This window comes from Nocardia sp. NPDC051756, from assembly GCF_040681495.1.
Classification (GTDB): domain Bacteria; phylum Actinomycetota; class Actinomycetes; order Mycobacteriales; family Mycobacteriaceae; genus Nocardia.
This window is the reverse complement of the sequence record NZ_JBFAYV010000001.1, coordinates 883,900-900,097: the sequence shown is the minus strand read 5'-3', so window position 1 is coordinate 900,097 and position 16,198 is coordinate 883,900. Positions and strand designations below refer to the sequence as shown.

The 16,198-nt window shown below is 68.3% G+C and carries 15 protein-coding genes; 6 read left to right on the top strand and 9 right to left on the bottom strand.

The window, feature by feature from the left end; all coding sequences use genetic code 11:
* Positions 1 to 46 precede the first annotated feature (46 nt).
* The 3 genes from AB0M22_RS04385 to AB0M22_RS04375 form a co-directional block, all read right to left on the bottom strand.
* Entirely contained in the window at positions 47 to 2,326 is a 2,280-nt protein-coding gene (locus tag AB0M22_RS04385) for a polyribonucleotide nucleotidyltransferase (protein ID WP_364720899.1), read from the bottom strand.
* 372 nt (positions 2,327 to 2,698) lie between these two features.
* A complete protein-coding gene (gene rpsO, locus AB0M22_RS04380) occupies positions 2,699 to 2,968 on the bottom strand; it encodes a 30S ribosomal protein S15 (protein ID WP_194834828.1) in 270 nt (89 codons plus the stop codon).
* A 125-nt stretch (positions 2,969 to 3,093) separates the two neighbouring features.
* On the bottom strand, positions 3,094 to 4,065 hold the full coding sequence (locus AB0M22_RS04375; RefSeq protein ID WP_364720895.1) for a bifunctional riboflavin kinase/FAD synthetase: 972 nt from the start codon (positions 4,063 to 4,065) through the stop codon (positions 3,094 to 3,096).
* 236 nt (positions 4,066 to 4,301) lie between these two features.
* On the opposite strand from AB0M22_RS04375, the gene AB0M22_RS04370 reads away from it, so the two are divergent.
* A complete protein-coding gene (locus AB0M22_RS04370; protein ID WP_364721668.1) occupies positions 4,302 to 4,970 on the top strand; it encodes a metal-dependent transcriptional regulator in 669 nt (222 codons plus the stop codon).
* A gap of 60 nt (positions 4,971 to 5,030) precedes the next feature.
* Here AB0M22_RS04370 and AB0M22_RS04365 read toward each other — a convergent pair whose 3' ends face one another.
* Positions 5,031 to 6,116, bottom strand: a complete 1,086-nt coding sequence (locus tag AB0M22_RS04365; protein WP_364720892.1) for a tartrate dehydrogenase — start codon at positions 6,114 to 6,116, stop codon at positions 5,031 to 5,033.
* The gene (locus tag AB0M22_RS04360) at positions 6,113 to 7,582 is read right to left on the bottom strand and encodes an NAD-dependent succinate-semialdehyde dehydrogenase (RefSeq protein WP_364720890.1); all 1,470 of its coding nucleotides are present in this window, start codon (positions 7,580 to 7,582) and stop codon (positions 6,113 to 6,115) included. The genes AB0M22_RS04365 and AB0M22_RS04360 overlap by 4 nt, the downstream gene beginning before the upstream one ends.
* 145 nt (positions 7,583 to 7,727) lie before the next feature.
* On the opposite strand from AB0M22_RS04360, the gene AB0M22_RS04355 reads away from it, so the two are divergent.
* Both AB0M22_RS04355 and AB0M22_RS04350 read left to right on the top strand, forming a co-directional pair.
* Positions 7,728 to 8,969 carry an aminotransferase class III-fold pyridoxal phosphate-dependent enzyme gene (locus AB0M22_RS04355; protein WP_364720887.1) on the top strand — a complete coding sequence of 414 codons (1,242 nt, stop codon included), beginning with the start codon at positions 7,728 to 7,730 and terminating at the stop codon, positions 8,967 to 8,969.
* A gap of 38 nt (positions 8,970 to 9,007) precedes the next feature.
* Positions 9,008 to 9,502 (top strand): DUF3830 family protein, encoded by a 495-nt coding sequence (locus AB0M22_RS04350; protein ID WP_364720884.1) that lies wholly within the window; start codon positions 9,008 to 9,010, stop codon positions 9,500 to 9,502.
* A 55-nt stretch (positions 9,503 to 9,557) separates the two neighbouring features.
* Here AB0M22_RS04350 and AB0M22_RS04345 read toward each other — a convergent pair whose 3' ends face one another.
* Together AB0M22_RS04345 and AB0M22_RS04340 are read right to left on the bottom strand one after the other, a co-directional pair.
* Entirely contained in the window at positions 9,558 to 10,943 is a 1,386-nt protein-coding gene (locus AB0M22_RS04345) for an amidase (RefSeq protein WP_364721666.1), read from the bottom strand.
* 106 nt (positions 10,944 to 11,049) lie between these two features.
* The gene (locus tag AB0M22_RS04340; protein ID WP_364721664.1) at positions 11,050 to 12,015 is read right to left on the bottom strand and encodes a D-2-hydroxyacid dehydrogenase; all 966 of its coding nucleotides are present in this window, start codon (positions 12,013 to 12,015) and stop codon (positions 11,050 to 11,052) included.
* Positions 12,016 to 12,101: 86 nt separating this feature from the next.
* Between AB0M22_RS04340 and AB0M22_RS04335 the strand changes: the two genes are divergently transcribed.
* Genes AB0M22_RS04335 through AB0M22_RS04325 form a run of 3 tightly spaced genes read left to right on the top strand, consistent with a single transcriptional unit; the run spans position 12,102 to position 14,262 of the window.
* Positions 12,102 to 12,842, top strand: coding sequence for an Asp/Glu/hydantoin racemase (locus AB0M22_RS04335; RefSeq protein WP_364720881.1), 741 nt, complete (start codon positions 12,102 to 12,104; stop codon positions 12,840 to 12,842).
* 15 nt (positions 12,843 to 12,857) lie between these two features.
* Complete coding sequence (locus AB0M22_RS04330) at positions 12,858 to 13,589, top strand: maleate cis-trans isomerase (RefSeq protein ID WP_364720878.1); 732 nt, start codon at positions 12,858 to 12,860, stop codon at positions 13,587 to 13,589.
* Positions 13,576 to 14,262: a GntR family transcriptional regulator gene (locus tag AB0M22_RS04325; protein WP_364720876.1), complete on the top strand. Its 687-nt coding sequence runs from the start codon at positions 13,576 to 13,578 to the stop codon at positions 14,260 to 14,262. Before AB0M22_RS04330 ends, AB0M22_RS04325 begins: the two co-directional genes overlap by 14 nt.
* Before the next feature lie 9 nt (positions 14,263 to 14,271).
* Here AB0M22_RS04325 and AB0M22_RS04320 read toward each other — a convergent pair whose 3' ends face one another.
* On the bottom strand, positions 14,272 to 14,922 hold the full coding sequence (locus AB0M22_RS04320; RefSeq protein WP_364720873.1) for a hypothetical protein: 651 nt from the start codon (positions 14,920 to 14,922) through the stop codon (positions 14,272 to 14,274).
* Between the two features lie 763 nt (positions 14,923 to 15,685).
* Positions 15,686 to 16,108, bottom strand: a complete 423-nt coding sequence (locus tag AB0M22_RS04315) for an EF-hand domain-containing protein (RefSeq protein ID WP_364720870.1) — start codon at positions 16,106 to 16,108, stop codon at positions 15,686 to 15,688.
* Between the last annotated feature and the right edge of the window lie 90 nt (positions 16,109 to 16,198).

The window sequence follows — 16,198 nt, the reverse complement described above, 5'->3', positions numbered from 1 at the left end:
CGGAGCAGAGGGGCTGTCGTCTTCTTCGTCGTCACAAAGACAAGTACTACTCGGTCGCTGCCGCGCCCGCATCAACGGTCTCGGCTTCGGCCGGCTCTTCGGCGTTCTCCTCGACCGGGACCAGCGAGATCTTGCCGCGGTTGTCGATATCGGCGATCTCGACGCGCAGCTTGTCGCCGACGTTCACCACATCTTCGACCTTGGCCACGCGCTTGCCGTTGCCGAGCTTGGAGATGTGCACCAGGCCGTCGCGGCCGGGCAGCAGCGAGACGAACGCGCCGAAGGCGGTGGTCTTGACGACCGTGCCCAGGAAGCGCTCGCCGACCTTCGGCAGCTGCGGGTTCGCGATGGCGTTGATCTGGTCGATCGCCGCCTGCGCCGCCGGGCCGCTGGTCGCACCGACGTAGACCGTGCCGTCATCCTCGATCGAGATGTTGGCGCCGGTCTCCTCGGTGATCTGGTTGATCACCTTGCCCTTGGGCCCGATCACCTCGCCGATCTTGTCGACCGGGATCTTGATCGCGGTGACCCGCGGCGCGTACTGGCTCATCTCGTCCGGGGTGTCGATGGCCTCGGCCATGACCTCCAGGATGGCGGTGCGGGCGTCGTGCGCCTGGCTCAGCGCGCCGGCCAGCACCTGCGAGGGGATGCCGTCGAGCTTGGTGTCGAGCTGCAGCGCGGTGACGAAGTCCCGGGTGCCCGCGACCTTGAAGTCCATGTCGCCGAAGGCATCCTCGGCGCCCAGGATGTCGGTGAGGGCGACGTAGCGCACCTCGTCCTCACCCTTGTCGTTCTTGATCGTGTCGGACACCAGGCCCATGGCGATGCCCGCGACCGGCGCCTTCAGCGGCACGCCGGCGTTGAGCAGCGACAGGGTCGAGGCGCAGACCGAGCCCATCGAGGTGGAACCGTTGGAGGACAACGCCTCCGACACCTGACGGATGGCGTACGGGAACTCTTCCTGGCTCGGCAGCACCGGCATCAGGGCCCGCTCGGCGAGCGCGCCGTGGCCGATCTCGCGGCGCTTCGGCGAGCCGACGCGGCCGGTCTCACCGGTGGAGTACGGCGGGAAGTTGTAGTGGTGCATGTAGCGCTTGCTGGTCTCCGGGCCGAGCGAGTCGACCTGCTGGGCCATCTTCACCATGTCGAGGGTGGTGACGCCGAGGATCTGCGTCTCGCCCCGCTCGAACAGCGCCGAACCGTGCGCCCGCGGCACCACGGCGACCTCGGCGGACAGCGCGCGGATGTCCGCGAGACCGCGGCCGTCGATGCGGAAGCCGTCGGTCAGGATGCGCTGGCGGACCAGCTTCTTGGTGACCGAGCGGAACGCGGCGCCCAGCTCCTTCTCGCGGCCGACGAAGTCGTCGCCGAGCCGGGAGAGCACGTCGAGCTTGATCTCGTCGATCTTGGCTTCGCGCTCCTGCTTGTCCGCGATCGACAGCGCCTCGCCCAGCTCACGCTTGGACGTGCCCTCGACGGCCTCGAACACATCGGCCTCGTACGGCGGGAACAGCGCGAACTCACCGGTCGGCTTGGCGGCCAGCTCGGCGAGGTCGGCCTGCGCCTTGCACAGACGGGCGATGAACGGCTTGGCGGCCTCGAGGCCCTCGGCCACGACGGCCTCGGTCGGCGCCTGCGCGCCACCGTCGATCAGCGCGATGACCTTGTCGGTGGCCTCGGCCTCGACCATCATGATCGCGACGTCACCGGACTCGACCACGCGGCCCGCGACGACCATGTCGAACACGGCGCCCTCGAGCTGCTCGACGGTCGGGAACGCGACCCACTGGCCCTCGATCAGCGCGACGCGCACGCCGCCGACCGGGCCGGAGAACGGCAGGCCGGCGATCTGGGTGGACGCGGACGCGGCGTTGATCGCGACCACGTCGTACAGGTCGTTCGGGTCCAGACTCATGATCGTGACGACGACCTGGATCTCGTTGCGCAGGCCGTCGACGAAGGACGGGCGCAGCGGGCGGTCGATCAGGCGGCAGGTCAGGATCGCGTCGGTGGACGGACGGCCCTCGCGACGGAAGAACGAGCCGGGGATGCGGCCCGCGGCGTACATGCGCTCTTCGACGTCGACCGTCAGCGGGAAGAAGTCGAACTGCTCTTTCGGGTGCTTGCCCGCGGAGGTGGCGGACAGCAGCATCGTCTCGTCGTCCAGGTAGGCCACGACCGCGCCGGCGGCCTGACGGGCCAGGCGGCCGGTCTCGAAGCGGACGGTGCGGGTGCCGTAGCTGCCGTTGTCGATCAGCGCGACGGATTCGAACACACCGGGCTCGACCTCTACCGCCGAGGACTTGCGTTCAGTTGTTTCGGTCATTCTCTTCTCTCAACCTCTCGTCTTCGCCGGATCAAGCGCCATCTGGCGCGATCCAGCTCTTCGTCAGCCGTACCTGGTACGGACGCGCGGCAACCATCCTGGCTGCGGCCCGAGCACCCGGCCGAATCCCCTTGGATCACGGCGACGCGGAGGCGGTCATCGATCGAAGCCCGCCGGCGGTGTTTGCCCTGCCGGGAGGCCACTACCGAAGACCGACGCCACGCAGGCGGGTGCTTACGGCTGTGCAATGTCGTCGTGATCGGGCCCACGCAAAAGACTGCGGCCCGCATACACGAATAGCCAACGGGGAGATTGTACGTCTCCCCGTTGGCCGGGTCTGCGGCTACCTCGGGTAACCGGCGTGTGGAGCGATCAGCGGCGCAGGCCGAGACGCTCGATCAGCGAACGGTAGCGCTGGATGTCGTTGGCGGCCAGGTACTTCGACAGCCGACGACGACGGCCGATCAGCGCGAGCAGGCCGTGCCGGGTGTGGTGATCGTGCTTGTGCACCTTCAGGTGCTCGGTGAGGTCGGAGATCCGCTTCGACAGCATCGCGATCTGGGCTTCCGGCGAGCCGGTGTCCTTCTCGTGCAGGCCGTATTCCTTGAGAATCGCCGACTTCTGTTCGGTGGTCAGGGCCATGAGGCATCCACTCTCTATTTCAGTACCGCGCTCGAATTTCCGGTTACCCGGGCCGGGTGCCACCGCGGACCGCAGCAAACCCGAGGATCTACCTTACCGGATCGGATTCGGCGGACCGAATCGGGCTAGCGGTCGTCCACGGCGATGAGGATCTTGCGCGCGTTCTCCACGTCGCGGCCCATGTGCTCGATGAGTTCGTCGACCGAGTCGAATTTGCGCTGGCCGCGGACGTGATCGACGAAATCGACCGCGACGTGCTGGCCGTAGAGGTCGGCCTCGCCGTCGAGCACGTACGCCTCGACCGTGCGCGCGCGACCGGAGAAGGTGGGATTGGTGCCGACCGAGATGGCCGCCATCGCACGCTCACCCGGGGTGACGGTGCCGATGGTCGGTCCGGGGCCGAGCACAGTGAACCAGCCCGCGTACACGCCGTCGGCCGGGATCGCGGCGTGCATCGGCGGCGCGACGTTCGCGGTCGGGAAGCCGAGCTGCCTGCCGCGGCCGTCGCCGTGCACCACCACGCCCTCGACCCGGTGCGGGCGGCCGAGCGCCTCGGCGGCGGCGGCCATGTCGCCCGCGTCCACGCAGGCGCGGATGTAGGTGGAGGAGAAGGTGACCGCGTGTTCGCCGAGCAGCTTCGCGCCGTCGACCTCGAAGCCCCAGCGGGTGCCGAGCTCACGCATGGTGTCGATGGTGCCCGCGGCCTTCTTGCCGAAGGTGAAGTTGTCGCCGACCACGACCTCGGCCACGTGCAACCGCTCGACCAGCAGGTCGTGCACGTAGCGCGCGGGGGTCAGCTTCATGAAGGCCTGGGTGAACGGCATCACGCAGAACACGTCGATGCCCAGTTCCTCGGCCAGTTCCGCACGCCGGGTGAGCGTGGTCAGCTGCGCCGGATGCGAGCCGGGCCGGACCACCTCCATCGGGTGCGGATCGAAGGTCATCAGCACCGCGGGAACGCCGCGCGCCGCCGCCGATTTCACCGCCCGGCTGATCAGCTGCGCGTGTCCGCGGTGCACGCCGTCGAACACGCCGATCGTGAGTACACATCGGCCCCAGTCCGCGGGAACGTCGTCCAGCCCTCGCCATCTCTGCACAATCGGCAGCTTATATCGCGCACCTGAACGGAGTTCGACCGAAGTCCGTGATGTCACACAACGCTTCCAGCGGTGTGTACGAGTGGTGAATCCCTGGTTCCACTGTGCGGCGAGCTGTGTCTTTCGGCATTGCTGTGCTTAAGCTCGAGTATGTGCCCGGTAAACGAGACATCGCCACCCGCCGTGAGCTAGCCGACGCTGCCGCGCCGAGACAAGCCACCGGCGGCACCGCGACGATCGCGCCTGTGCTCTCCTCGGTTGCCCAGGACTATCTGAAGGTGATCTGGACCGCGCAGGAGTGGTCGCAGGAGAAGGTATCGACCAAGCTGCTCGCCGAACGCATCGGGGTCTCCGCGTCCACCGTCTCCGAGGCCGTGCGCAAGCTCGCCGATCAGGGCCTGGTCGAGCACGCCCGCTACGGATCGATCACGCTGACCGACGGCGGACGCCGGGCCGCGATCGCGATGGTGCGCAGGCATCGGCTGATCGAGACGTTCCTGGTGAACGAGCTCGGCTACGGCTGGGACGAGGTGCACGACGAGGCCGAGGTGCTCGAGCACGCGGTCTCCGAACTGCTGATGGCGCGCATCGACGCCAAACTCGGCTACCCCGACCGGGATCCGCACGGCGACCCGATCCCGTCGGTCGACGGCGCGGTGCCGACGCCGCCGGCCCGGCAGCTCAGCGACTTCGGCGCGGGCGAGTCCGGCCGGGTCGCGCGCATCTCCGACTCCGATCCGGAGATGCTGCGCTACTTCGACTCCGTCGGCATCGCGCTGGACACCGCGATCACGGTCGTGGAACGGCGAGATTTCGCCGGCACCATCGCGATTCGCATCGGGACCACCGAGACCCCTACCGATCTCGGCAGTCCCGCCGCCGAAGCGATCTGGCTCACCGCCTGAGGGTGTGGCCCACCGCCTGAGCACGCGGCTCACCGACGCGCCGCGCGTCAGGCTCGGTCGTCAGTGCGATTCCGCGCCGACCGGATCCACCAATTCGGCTGCGCGGCTCGCGATGGCCGCGGCGAGATCCGTGGTCGTCGCGGTACCGCCCAGGTCTGGAGTCAAGACCTCGCCCGCGCCGAGCACGTCGCAGACGGCGCGGTCCACCGCGGCGGCCGCGGTGTGTTCGCCGAGATGGTCGAGCAGCATCGCGCCGGCGAGGATCTGCGCGACCGGGTTCGCGATGCCCTGACCGGCGATGTCGGGTGCGCTGCCGTGCACGGCCTCGAACATCGACGGTGCGGTGCCCGCGGGGTTGATATTGCCGGACGGGGCCAGTCCGAGCCCGCCGGTCACCGCGGCGGCCAGGTCGGACAGGATGTCGCCGAACAGGTTCGAGCCGACGATCACGTCGAGCCGGTCCGGGTGCAGCACGATCTCCGCGGCCAGCGCGTCGACGTGCATCTGCCGGGTCTGCACGTCGGGGTATTCGCCGGCGATGCGGTCAAACACGCTGTCCCAGTACGGCATCGAGTGGATCAGGCCGTTGGACTTGGTGGCCGAGCACAGCTTGCCGCCACGTTCGCGGGCACGGTCGAACGCGTAGCGGATGATCCGTTCGCAGCCGACCCGGGTGAATACCGACTCCTGGAGCACGAATTCGTCGTCCCGGCCGGGGTTGTGCTTGCCGCCGATCTCGGAGTACTCGCCTTCGGAATTCTCCCGCACGATCAGGATGTCGAGGTCTTCGGCGGTCCGGTCGCGCAGCGCCGACTCGGTGCCCGGCAGCAACCGCACCGGGCGGAGGTTGACGTACTGACTGAACGCGCGCCGCAACGGAATCAGCAGGCCCCACAGCGAAACATGGTCGGGCACACCGGGAAAGCCGACGGCGCCGAGCAGGATCGCGTCGAAGCCGGCCAGCAGTTCGGGGCCGTCCGCGGGCATCATCTGGCCGGTGCGCAGGTAATTCGCGCAGGACCAATCGAATTCGGTCCACTCGAGGCCGGGCAGAACGGTGTCGAGCACCGTGACCGCCGCCGCGGTGACGTCGACGCCGATGCCGTCGCCGGGGATGGTCGCGATGCGGTACTTGCGGTCACTCACAGGCGCACTCCGATGTATTTGGTCTCGAGGAACTCGTCGATGCCGGTCGTCCCGCCTTCGCGGCCTAGGCCGGATTCCTTGACGCCGCCGAAGGGGGCGGCGGGGTTGGACACGACGCCCTGGTTGAGCCCGACCATGCCGGTCTCCAGGGCCTCGCAGACCCGCAGCCCGCGCCGCAGGTGCTCGGTGAAAACATAGCCGACCAGGCCGTACGGGGTGTTGTTGGCGCGGGCGATCACCTCGGCCTCGGTGTCGAAGGCGGCGATCGACGCGACCGGACCGAAGATCTCGGTGTGGCACATCTGGGCGTCGTCGGGCACGCCGGTCAGCACGGTCGCGGGATAGAAGTTGCCCGGCCCCTCGATCGCGGCGCCGCCGGTCAAGACCCGCGCGCCGCGGCGGCACGCGTCGGCGACCAGTTCACTGACCTTGGTCACCGCGTCGGCGTCGATCAGCGGGCCGACGACCACGCCGGGCTCGGTGCCCCGGCCCATCGGCAGCGCCGCCATCCGGGTGGCGAGCTTGTTCGCGAACTCGTCGACGACGTTGCGCTGCACGAAGATTCGGTTGGCCGCGGTGCAGGCTTGGCCGATGTTGCGCATCTTCGCGGCCATAGCGCCCTCGACGGCCTCGTCCAGGTCCGCGTCGTCGAACACGATGAAGGCCGCGTTGCCGCCCAGCTCCATCGAGGTGCGCATCACCGTCTGCGCGCACTGTTCGAGCAGTCGCTTGCCGACCGCGGTCGAGCCGGTGAAGGACAGCTTGCGCGAGCGGGTGTCCAGGATGAGCGGCGTCATCAGCGCGCCGGGGTCGGCGGTGGTGAGCACGTTGACCACCCCGCGCGGCGCGCCCGCGCGGTCGAGGATGTCCGCGAGCGCGAGCATCGACAAAGGTGTCTGCTCAGCGGGTTTCACCACGCAGGTGCAGCCGGCCGCGAGCGCGGGCGCGATCTTGCGCGCGCCCATGGCCATCGGGAAGTTCCACGGCGTGATCAGCAGGCTCGGTCCGACCGGCTGTTTGGTCACCAGGAATCGCGCGCCACCGGCCGGTGCGGGCATGTAGCCGCCGTCGAGGCGCACAGCCTCCTCGGCGAACCAGCGGAAAAACTCAGCGGCATAGGCGATTTCGCCGCGCGCCTCGGCGATCGGCTTGCCCATTTCCAGGGTCATGACGAGCGCGAGCCGGTCGGTGTCGTCGAGCAGCGCGTGGTGCGCGCGCATGAGCAGATCGGCGCGTTCCCTGGGCGGGGTCGCGGCCCAGGCGGATTGGGCGGCGTGCGCGGCGGTGAGCGCGTCGAGTCCGTCCTGCGGGCGTGCGTCGGCGACCGCGCACAGCGGCCGGCCGGTGGCCGGATCCAGCACGGGTAGTTCGGCATTCGTCTCGCACCACCGGCCGTCGATATACAGACCCGTTGGCACAGTGTCGATTACGGCTCGTTCCGCGGCGGACAAGGTCTCGGTGAGCATCGGCGCCGGACTCCTTTCACTGGCCGGACGCGACCGCGGGCTATTGCTGCGGCCACTGTCGCCATGTTATGCATATTGTCAACAATCCGACAATAGACAATCTGCGGATGTTGCGCGCGCACCACTTTCCCGGGAGGCGATCACCATGACCGAACTTTCGCCCGTTCTGCGACAGGCCACCCCGGTGACCGTCGACCACGGAACCGGCTGCTACCTCTACGGCACCGACGGGCGCCGCTATCTCGACTTCACCGCGGGCATCGGCGTCACCAGCACCGGCCACTGCCATCCCCACGTGGTCGCGGCCGCGCAGGCGCAGGTGGCCAGCCTGATCCACGGGCAGTACACGACCGTCATGCACCGGCCGATGCTCCAGCTCATCGAACGCCTCGGCACCGTGCTGCCCGACGGCTTGGACACGCTGTTCTTCGCCAACTCCGGCAGCGAGGCGATCGAGGCGGCGCTGCGGCTCGCGCGGCAGGCCACCGGGCGGCCGAATGTCGTTGTCTTCCATGGTGGTTTCCATGGCCGCACGGTCGCGGCGGCGACCATGACGACCTCCGGCACCCGCTTCTCCGCCGGGTTCAGCCCGCTGATGTCGGGGGTGCACGTGGCGCCGTTCCCGACCGCGTACCGCTACGGCTGGACCGAGGCGGAGGCCACCGCGTTCGCCCTGCGCGAGCTGGACTATCTGTTCGCGACGATCACCTCGCCCGCGGAAACCGCCGCGTTCGTGGTCGAGCCGATGCTCGGCGAGGGCGGCTACATCCCGGGCAACACCGCGTTCTTCCACGGCCTGCGCGAACGGGCCGACCGGCACGGCATCCTGCTGGTCATCGATGAGATCCAGACCGGCTTCGGGCGCACCGGAAAGTTCTTCGGGCATCAGCACTTCGGGGTGCGGCCGGACATCATCACCATCGCGAAGGGGCTCGCCAGCGGCTTCCCGCTGTCCGGCATCGCGGCCTCGCGCGAGCTGATGGCCAAGGCGTGGCCGGGCTCGCAGGGCGGCACCTACGGCGGCAATGCCGTGGCCTGCGCGGCCGCCGTGGCAACGCTCGAAGTCATCGAATCCGAGCACCTGGTGGACAACGCCGCCGCACGCGGCGAGCAACTGCTCACCGGGCTGCGTGCGAGCGCCACCAAGGCGATCGGCGATGTGCGCGGTCTCGGGCTGCTGGCCGGCGCCGAATTCACCACCGCGACCGGCGAACCCGATACCGAGACGGCCAGTGCCGCGCAACGGCTCGCGGTCGAGAAGGGATTGCTGCTGCTCACCTGCGGCGCGCACATGAATGTGGTGCGGATGATCCCGCCGCTGATCGTGACCGATACTCAGATCGATGACGCGCTCGCGATCTGGACCGAGGTGCTCGCCGAACTCTGAGCCGCTCCCCCTGACCGACGACCAGAAAGCAGAAACCGATGGCCCGCTACATCACCATCACCCTGACCAAGGCCGCCGTCACCTGCCGCGCCCGGCTGCTCGACGCGGAGGCGCCGCACACCTGCGCGGCCGTGTGGGACGCGCTGCCACAGGAAGGGGACGCGTTCCACGCCAAGTACGCCCGCAACGAGGTGTACACGCTGGTCCCCCGCATCGGCGCGGCCCCGCACCGGGAGAACCCGACCGTCACGCCGATCCCCGGCGACGTCTGCCTGTTCGACTTCGAAGCCTGGGAGATCGGCAATCCCGCTTACGGTTACGAGCCCGGCTCGACCGCGCACCACGATCAGGGCGCGACCGATCTCGCGATCTTCTACGGCCGCAACAACTTGCTGATCAACGGCGACATGGGCTGGGTGCCCGGCAATGTGTTCGCGACCATCGAAGAGGGGTTGGCCGACATCGCCGCGGCCTGCAATGAGCTGTGGCTGCACGGGGTTTCGGGCGAGACGCTGTCCTTCGCCCGCGCTTGATCCGACGCGTCGTCGCCGGTCCGGATCGTTTCCGGGCCGGCGACGATGTCGTATTTCAGGGTGTCAGAACGTATTCGGCGTAGCGGGCGACCGCGAGCACCAGGTCGTCGGAGTGCCGCGGGCCGATGATCTGCATGCCGACCGGGAGCCCGTCCTCGGTCGTGCCGACCGGGATGCTGATGGCCGGCTGCTGAGTCATGTTGAACGGGTAGGTGAACGGCGTCCACTGCGGCCAGCTGGTCAGGCCGCTGCCCGGCGGCACATTGTGGCCCGCCTCGAAGGCCGTGATCGGCATCGTCGGCGTGATCAGCACGTCGTAGGCGGTGTGGAAGGCGCCCATGGTGATACCGATCTCGGCGGCCACGTTGCGGGCGTCGAGATAGTCGACGGCGCGGACGGCGTCGCCCTGTTCCCAGACCTCGCGCAGGGCCGGATCCACCCGCTCCCGCGATCCCTCGGGGAACTTCGACAGCATGGTGGCCGCGCCCGCCGCCCACAGCAGCTCGAACGCCTCGCGTGGATCGGCGAAGCCGGGATCCGCTGCGACGACGCGTAATTCGGCGTCGGCGAGCTTCCGCATCGCCGCGTCGATCAGCGCGGCGACCTCGGGGTCGACCGTCGCGTAACCGAGGGTCGGCGAGTAGGCGACGGTCAGTCCGCGGACCTCGCGCACCACCTGCCCGCGGAACGTCGTCAGGGTCGGCGCGAGGCTGGTCGGGTCGCGCGGGTCGGGCAGCGACAGGATGTCCATCAGCAGCGCGGCGTCCTCGACGGTCCTGGTCATCGGCCCCGCGTGGGCGAGCGGGCCGAACGGGCTCGCCGGGTACAGCGGAATCCGGCCGTGCGTCGGCTTGAACCCGACGATGCCGCAGAACGCCGCCGGAATGCGAATGCTGCCACCGCCATCGGTGCCGACCGAGACCGGTCCCATGCCGCCCGCGACCGCCGCCGCGCTGCCGCCGGACGAGCCGCCCGCGGTGGTCGTCGGGTCGACGGGGTTGCGGGTGATGCCGGTCAGCGGGCTATCCGTGACCGCCTTCCAAGCGATCTCCGGCGTCGTCGTCTTGCCGAGGAACACCATGCCGTCCTCGCGCAGCCGCGCGGCGACGGGACTGTCCACCGTCCACGGTCCGGCCGGATCCACCGACGTGGAGCCGCGCCTGGTCGGCCAGCCCTCGGTGAGGAAGATGTCCTTGATCGAGATCGGCACGCCGTCGAGCAGCCCGCGGGCGTGCCCGGAGTGCCAGCGCGCCTCGGAGTCCTTGGCCTGCACCAGCGCTCGATCGGGATCGACCAGGCAGTACGCGTTCACGTCTGGATCGCGGGTCGCGATGGCGTCCAGAACGGCCTCGGTCGCCTCGACGGGTGAGAGCGCGCCCGCGGCGTAAGCCGTGACCAGCTGGACGGCGGTCATCGCCGCCGGTTCGGTAGGAATGTTGATATCGGGGTAGCTCATGGCTGCGCCTCGCTGGCGCTCGGCTCCGCCATGCCTACGGCACGCTGGCACATGATTCGCTCACTACGTTCGCTCATGGGATGAGACTCCTTCAGCCGGGCACGTACCCCAGCTCCTTGTCGACCACGTTCTGCAATGGCCGGCCGGCGATCCAGTTGTCGAAGTTCTCGGCGAACGCGCTGACGATCTCGGTCCGCCAGCCGACGAAATCGCCCGAATTGTGCGGTGTGATCGACACGTTCGGCAGATCCCACAGCGGATGGTCGGGCGGCAGCGGCTCGGGGTCGACCACATCGAGTGCGGCCCCGGCGATCGATCCGGCGGCGAGTGCGGCCACCAGATCATCGGTAACTACGAGTTCCCCGCGGCCTACGTTGACAAACCTCGCGTGTGGCTTCATCGCGGCGAATTCTCTGGCGCCGAACATGTTCCGGGTCTGCGGTGTCAGCGGGGCGATCGCCACCACATAGTCGGCCGACGGTAACTCGGCGTAGAGATCGGTGCCGACCGAGCCGAAATCCGGGTCCGCCGAGCGCATTCGGCGGCCGACCGCGCGAATGTTCATCCCGGCCGCGCGCAGCAGTCGCGCGATGGCGCGCCCGATCGAGCCGGTGCCGACGATCAGCACGGTGCTGCCCGCGACCCGTTCGTTCTCCCGATGCTCCCACTCGTGACGCAGCTGCCTGCGCATCGATCCGGGCAGGTCCTTGGCGAAACCGAGGATCTGCCCGAGCACGTATTCCGCGATAGCCGTGTCGAATAGACCGCGCGTGTTGGTCACGACGACGTCGCTGGACCGCAGTTCGGGGAACATCGCCGGGTCCACCCCGGTCGATCCCATGTGCAACCATTGCAGCCGGTCGGCCGATGGCCACGCGCCGGGGATCGCGCGGGTCAGGAAGTCGTAGACGAACAGCACGTCGGCACCGCGCAGCGCGGTCGCCAGACCGGTTGCCTCGGTGTAGCGCACAGTTGCCCGAGTTGCCACGGCGGCCATCAGATCCGCCTCGGGCACGCGGTCACTGTGCAGGACGGTGACAATGGGGCCCGTTTCCACATTGACACAGTAAGATCGCATCGTATGATTGTCAACAATCCGACTCTGTTCGGAGGTCCAGCCAGCTGAGTGCGAGAGGGGCCGTAGTGGAACTCAGCTTCCCGGATATCGAGGGCCCCGTCGCACAACGGGGCATCGGCATCATCGCTCCGTTCGACCTCGCGCTCGAACGTGAGCTCTGGCGTTGGGCGCCGATGGAGGTCAGCCTCCATCTCGCCCGAACGCCCTACGAACCCGTACCGGTCTCGTTGGCGATGGCCGAACTGGTGTCCAATCCAGCGCATTTGACCACCGCTACCCGCGACGTGCTGCACGTCGAACCGGAAGTGGTTGCGTACCTGTGCACTTCGGGCAGCTTCATCAAGGGCCTGGAGTACGAGCGGTCGTTGCGCGAAACGATCTGCGCGGCAGGGGCATTGGATGCGGTCACCACCTCGGGGGCGCTGATCGAGGCGATCCGGCATCTGGACATCAGCCGGCTCTCGGTGCTCACCCCGTACGACGAGATCCTGACCAACAAGTTGCACGACTTCCTCGGCGAGGCAGGGTGTTCCGTCATCCGGTCGGATCATCTCGGGCTCGGCGGCGGCATCTGGAAGGTCAACTACCGCACCATCGCCGAACGCATTGTCGGCGCGGACGATCCGGCCGCGCAGGCCATCTTCGTCAGCTGTACCAACCTGCCCACCTACGACGTCATCGAGCCGCTGGAACAGGCCCTCGGCAAACCCGTGCTCACCGCGAACCAGCTCACCATGTGGGCCTGTCTCGGCCGGATGAAGCTACCGATGATGGGTCCGGGCAAGTGGCTACTGAACGTCTTCTGATCGGGAGAACCACACATGCAGATACCCACCATCGGTTTCATCTACCCGGATCACGCGGCCGAGGACGACTACCCGCTGGCCGCCGCCGCGCTCGGCGCCGGTCTGCCGGTGGCGCACATCTACGGCACCGATCTGCACGCCATCCCCGAGCTGCTGGATCTGGGTAGCCCGGACAAGCTGCGGCATGGAGCCGAGCTGCTCGCGCCGCATCGGCCCGAGGCGATCGTATGGGCTTGCACCTCAGGCAGTTTCGTCTACGGGCCGCGGGGGGCGCGCGATCAGGTCGACGCGTTGGCCGCCGCCGCGGGAGTGCCCGCGACCAGCACCAGCCTCGCCTTCGTCGACGCGGTGCGCGCGCTCGGCGTGCGGACCGTCGCGATCGCGGCCAGCTATCCGGATGACGTCGCGGAGGTGTTCGTCGAATTCCTGGCCGACGCGGGGATCGAGGTGGTCTCGATGCGCAGTGCGGGCATCGACACCGCCGCCGAGGTCGGCACCCTGAACGCCGAGCAGGTCCGGCAGCTCGCCGTGGCCAACGATCATCCCGACGCCGAGGCGCTGCTCATCCCCGACACGGCGATGCATACGCTTGCCGTGCTGCCGGAACTCGAGGCCGCCCTCGGCAAGCCGGTACTCACCGCCAACCAGGTCACCATCTGGGCGGGGCTGCGACTGGCCGGCGCCGCCGTGACCTGCCCGGCCCTCGGCACCCTGTTCACAGAAAGGCACGCGCATGCCGCTCGTTGAGATCGAGCCGGTCAGCAGACAATCCACCGCCGAGGTCATCGCCGACCGGCTGCGCGAGGCGATCATGCGCGGCAGCTTCGCGCCCGGCGATCAGCTCGGCGAGGCCGACCTCGCGGCCCGCTTCGACGTGTCCCGCGGGCCGGTGCGCGAGGCGATGCAGCGTCTCGTCTCCGAGGGTCTGCTGCACAGCATCCGCCATCGCGGCATCTTCGTCATCGATCTCACCCTCGACGACGTCGTCGACATCTACCAGGCCAGGACCGCCATCGAAGGCGGTGCGCTGGAGCTGATCCTGGACGGCCGCCGCGAGATCGCCTACGCGGCGCTCGGCGACAGCGTCGCCCAGATGTGCGCGGCCGCCGAAATCGGCGATGCCGCAGCACTTTCCGACGCCGACCAAGCTTTTCACGTCGCGCTGGTCGACAGCGCGGGCAGCCCGCGCCTGGCCCGCGCCGCCCGCACGCTGCTGATCGAGACCCGAATGTGCCTGGGCGCCTTGCAGACCACGAATCCGGACCTCACCGAACAGGCCCGCGAGCACGTCGAGCTGCGCACCGCCATCGGCACCGGGCCGGCCGCCCGCGCGCGCAAGCTGCTGATCGACCATATGCAGGATGCGGTCCGAGCTATCGCCGCCCAGCGCAGTCAGGCGGTCGAGCCGAACGCGGTGTGAGGTTCTCGGTCAGCAGCTGAAGTACGGCCGGAGGCGGGCAGGGACGCCGTCGGCGGCGGCCTTGGTCCAGCAGACGTCGTGCGGGAAGTAGACGTAGGTGATCCAGCCGTCGACCGCGTGGCGGACGATGCGCTGACTGTCGCCCGGGGAATCCCACACGATGACCGCCCACGCGCCGTCGCACTGGCTGACCGTGGCGTTCGCGCTGGTCAGTTCGCCGATGTCGTCGAGGTCGTGGACGATCGTCGCGGCGGCGCACGACGGGGCAAGTCCCGGTTCCTCGAAGCGCAGCTGGCCGGAGACGAGTTGGCCTTCGCGTACCAGGAAGAGGCTGTGCATGCCCTCCGGGACCGGTGCGGTGCCGGGCGGCGGAGTTCCCATCCCGAAGAAGTAACAGCCGGTCGGCACCGAGAACGTCGCGATTCCGGCACCGTCGGTGACCGCGTCGCGGCGCAGCACCTCTACGGTCTCGCCGAGCGGAATGTCTTGGGACGCTGGGTCACACGGTTGCACCAAGGAAAGATGAACCGGCACGTTCGGTACCGGGCTGCCGGAGAGTGTTTGGGTGCGGATGACCGCCGTGCCGAATGTCAGCGGCAGGTTGCCGGGCGACGGCTTGCCAGGCGACGGGTTCGCCGACGGCGGATTCCCTGGTGACACATACGTTGTAGGCTGCTGCGGCTTCGACCCCGGTGCGGAACTGATCGTCAGTGTGGCACTGATCGTCGGCGTCTCCCGCGACCCCACTCCATCATCCCCACCGCACGCCGAACCAGCCACCAGCACCACAGCCAGCAACCCCACCACTCGCCCCAACCGACGAACAACCATCGCCCCACCTCCCAATCGAGCGACCAGATACCTACCTATCGCCAACCAGCCCCGCCCGGTTAACACCGCCAACCCATAGCCACACCGAACGGGACATGAACGCAGCCAATCGGCATGCCGCCACCACCACGCCCCGCTCGCCGAATCGAAGCGCTCCTGGCCACGCCATTCTTACGATGACGCGCACCCAACGGATAAAGGCCAGCGAATCGGCACGTCACCACCACCTCCCGCTCACCGAACCCTCCATGAACGCAAGCGAATCGACATCTCGCCACCACCACGTCCCGCCCACCAAAACGAATGCTCCAGGCCGCGACTCTCATGGCGGCGCGCGTCCAACGGACAAAGGCCTGCCAATCGGCACGCCACAACCACGTCCCGCTCACCGAACCGAAGCGCTCCCGGCCACGCGATTCTCACGATGACGCGTGTCCGACCGACAAATGCCGGCGAATCGGCGCGTCACCACCACGTCCGCTCACCGAACCGAACCTTCCTGGCCGCGATTCTCGCGGTGACACGCACCCAACGAACATGAAAGCGGGCGAATCAAGGTGGTCCCGCCGGAAGGTGGCCCGTTCGTTGGTGATCAGCGGGCGAGAAAGTCCAGCAGGGAACGGAATTCGGCGAGCGAGAGGTAGCCGTCGTTGTCCTGGTCGGCGGCGGCCAGCAGGGTTTCGGCGGACTCCTCGATGCGGCCCTCCCCTACGTGGCGAATGAGGGACTCGAGTTCCTCGACCGAGATCCGACCGTCCTGGTTGATATCGAAAACCTGGAACGCGGCATCGGCGTCGGTCACCTCGATCCGTCCACCCACCAGCGCGGCATCGAATTCCGCCCGGGAGATCAGGAAGTCGCCATTGGTATCCGCAGCGGCGACCATCCGCTCCACCGCATCGTCATCGACCTCGAGCCCGAGTGCCCTGATCCCAGCCGTGATGTCGGCAACCGAAACAAGCCCGTCCCCATCCCGATCCCACACCTCGAACGTATCAACCGGCCGCTCACCCATTACCCGAATCCTCCCGCTGCCGCCCCATCCACACTGTACGGATTCCCTCGCCCCCAAGCAGCCCAGCAGCCCACCCTCACGAACGGGCCA

Coding starts and splice junctions, on each gene's coding strand:
- AB0M22_RS04385 (WP_364720899.1), bottom strand. CDS start 2,326: ATGACCGAAACAACTGAACGCAAGTCCTCGGCGGTAGAGGTCGAGCCC.
- rpsO (WP_194834828.1), bottom strand. CDS start 2,968: ATGGCCCTGACCACCGAACAGAAGTCGGCGATTCTCAAGGAATACGGC.
- AB0M22_RS04360 (WP_364720890.1), bottom strand. CDS start 7,582: ATGCTCACCGAGACCTTGTCCGCCGCGGAACGAGCCGTAATCGACACT.
- AB0M22_RS04355 (WP_364720887.1), top strand. CDS start 7,728: ATGACCGAACTTTCGCCCGTTCTGCGACAGGCCACCCCGGTGACCGTC.
- AB0M22_RS04350 (WP_364720884.1), top strand. CDS start 9,008: ATGGCCCGCTACATCACCATCACCCTGACCAAGGCCGCCGTCACCTGC.
- AB0M22_RS04330 (WP_364720878.1), top strand. CDS start 12,858: ATGCAGATACCCACCATCGGTTTCATCTACCCGGATCACGCGGCCGAG.
- AB0M22_RS04325 (WP_364720876.1), top strand. CDS start 13,576: ATGCCGCTCGTTGAGATCGAGCCGGTCAGCAGACAATCCACCGCCGAG.
- AB0M22_RS04315 (WP_364720870.1), bottom strand. CDS start 16,108: ATGGGTGAGCGGCCGGTTGATACGTTCGAGGTGTGGGATCGGGATGGG.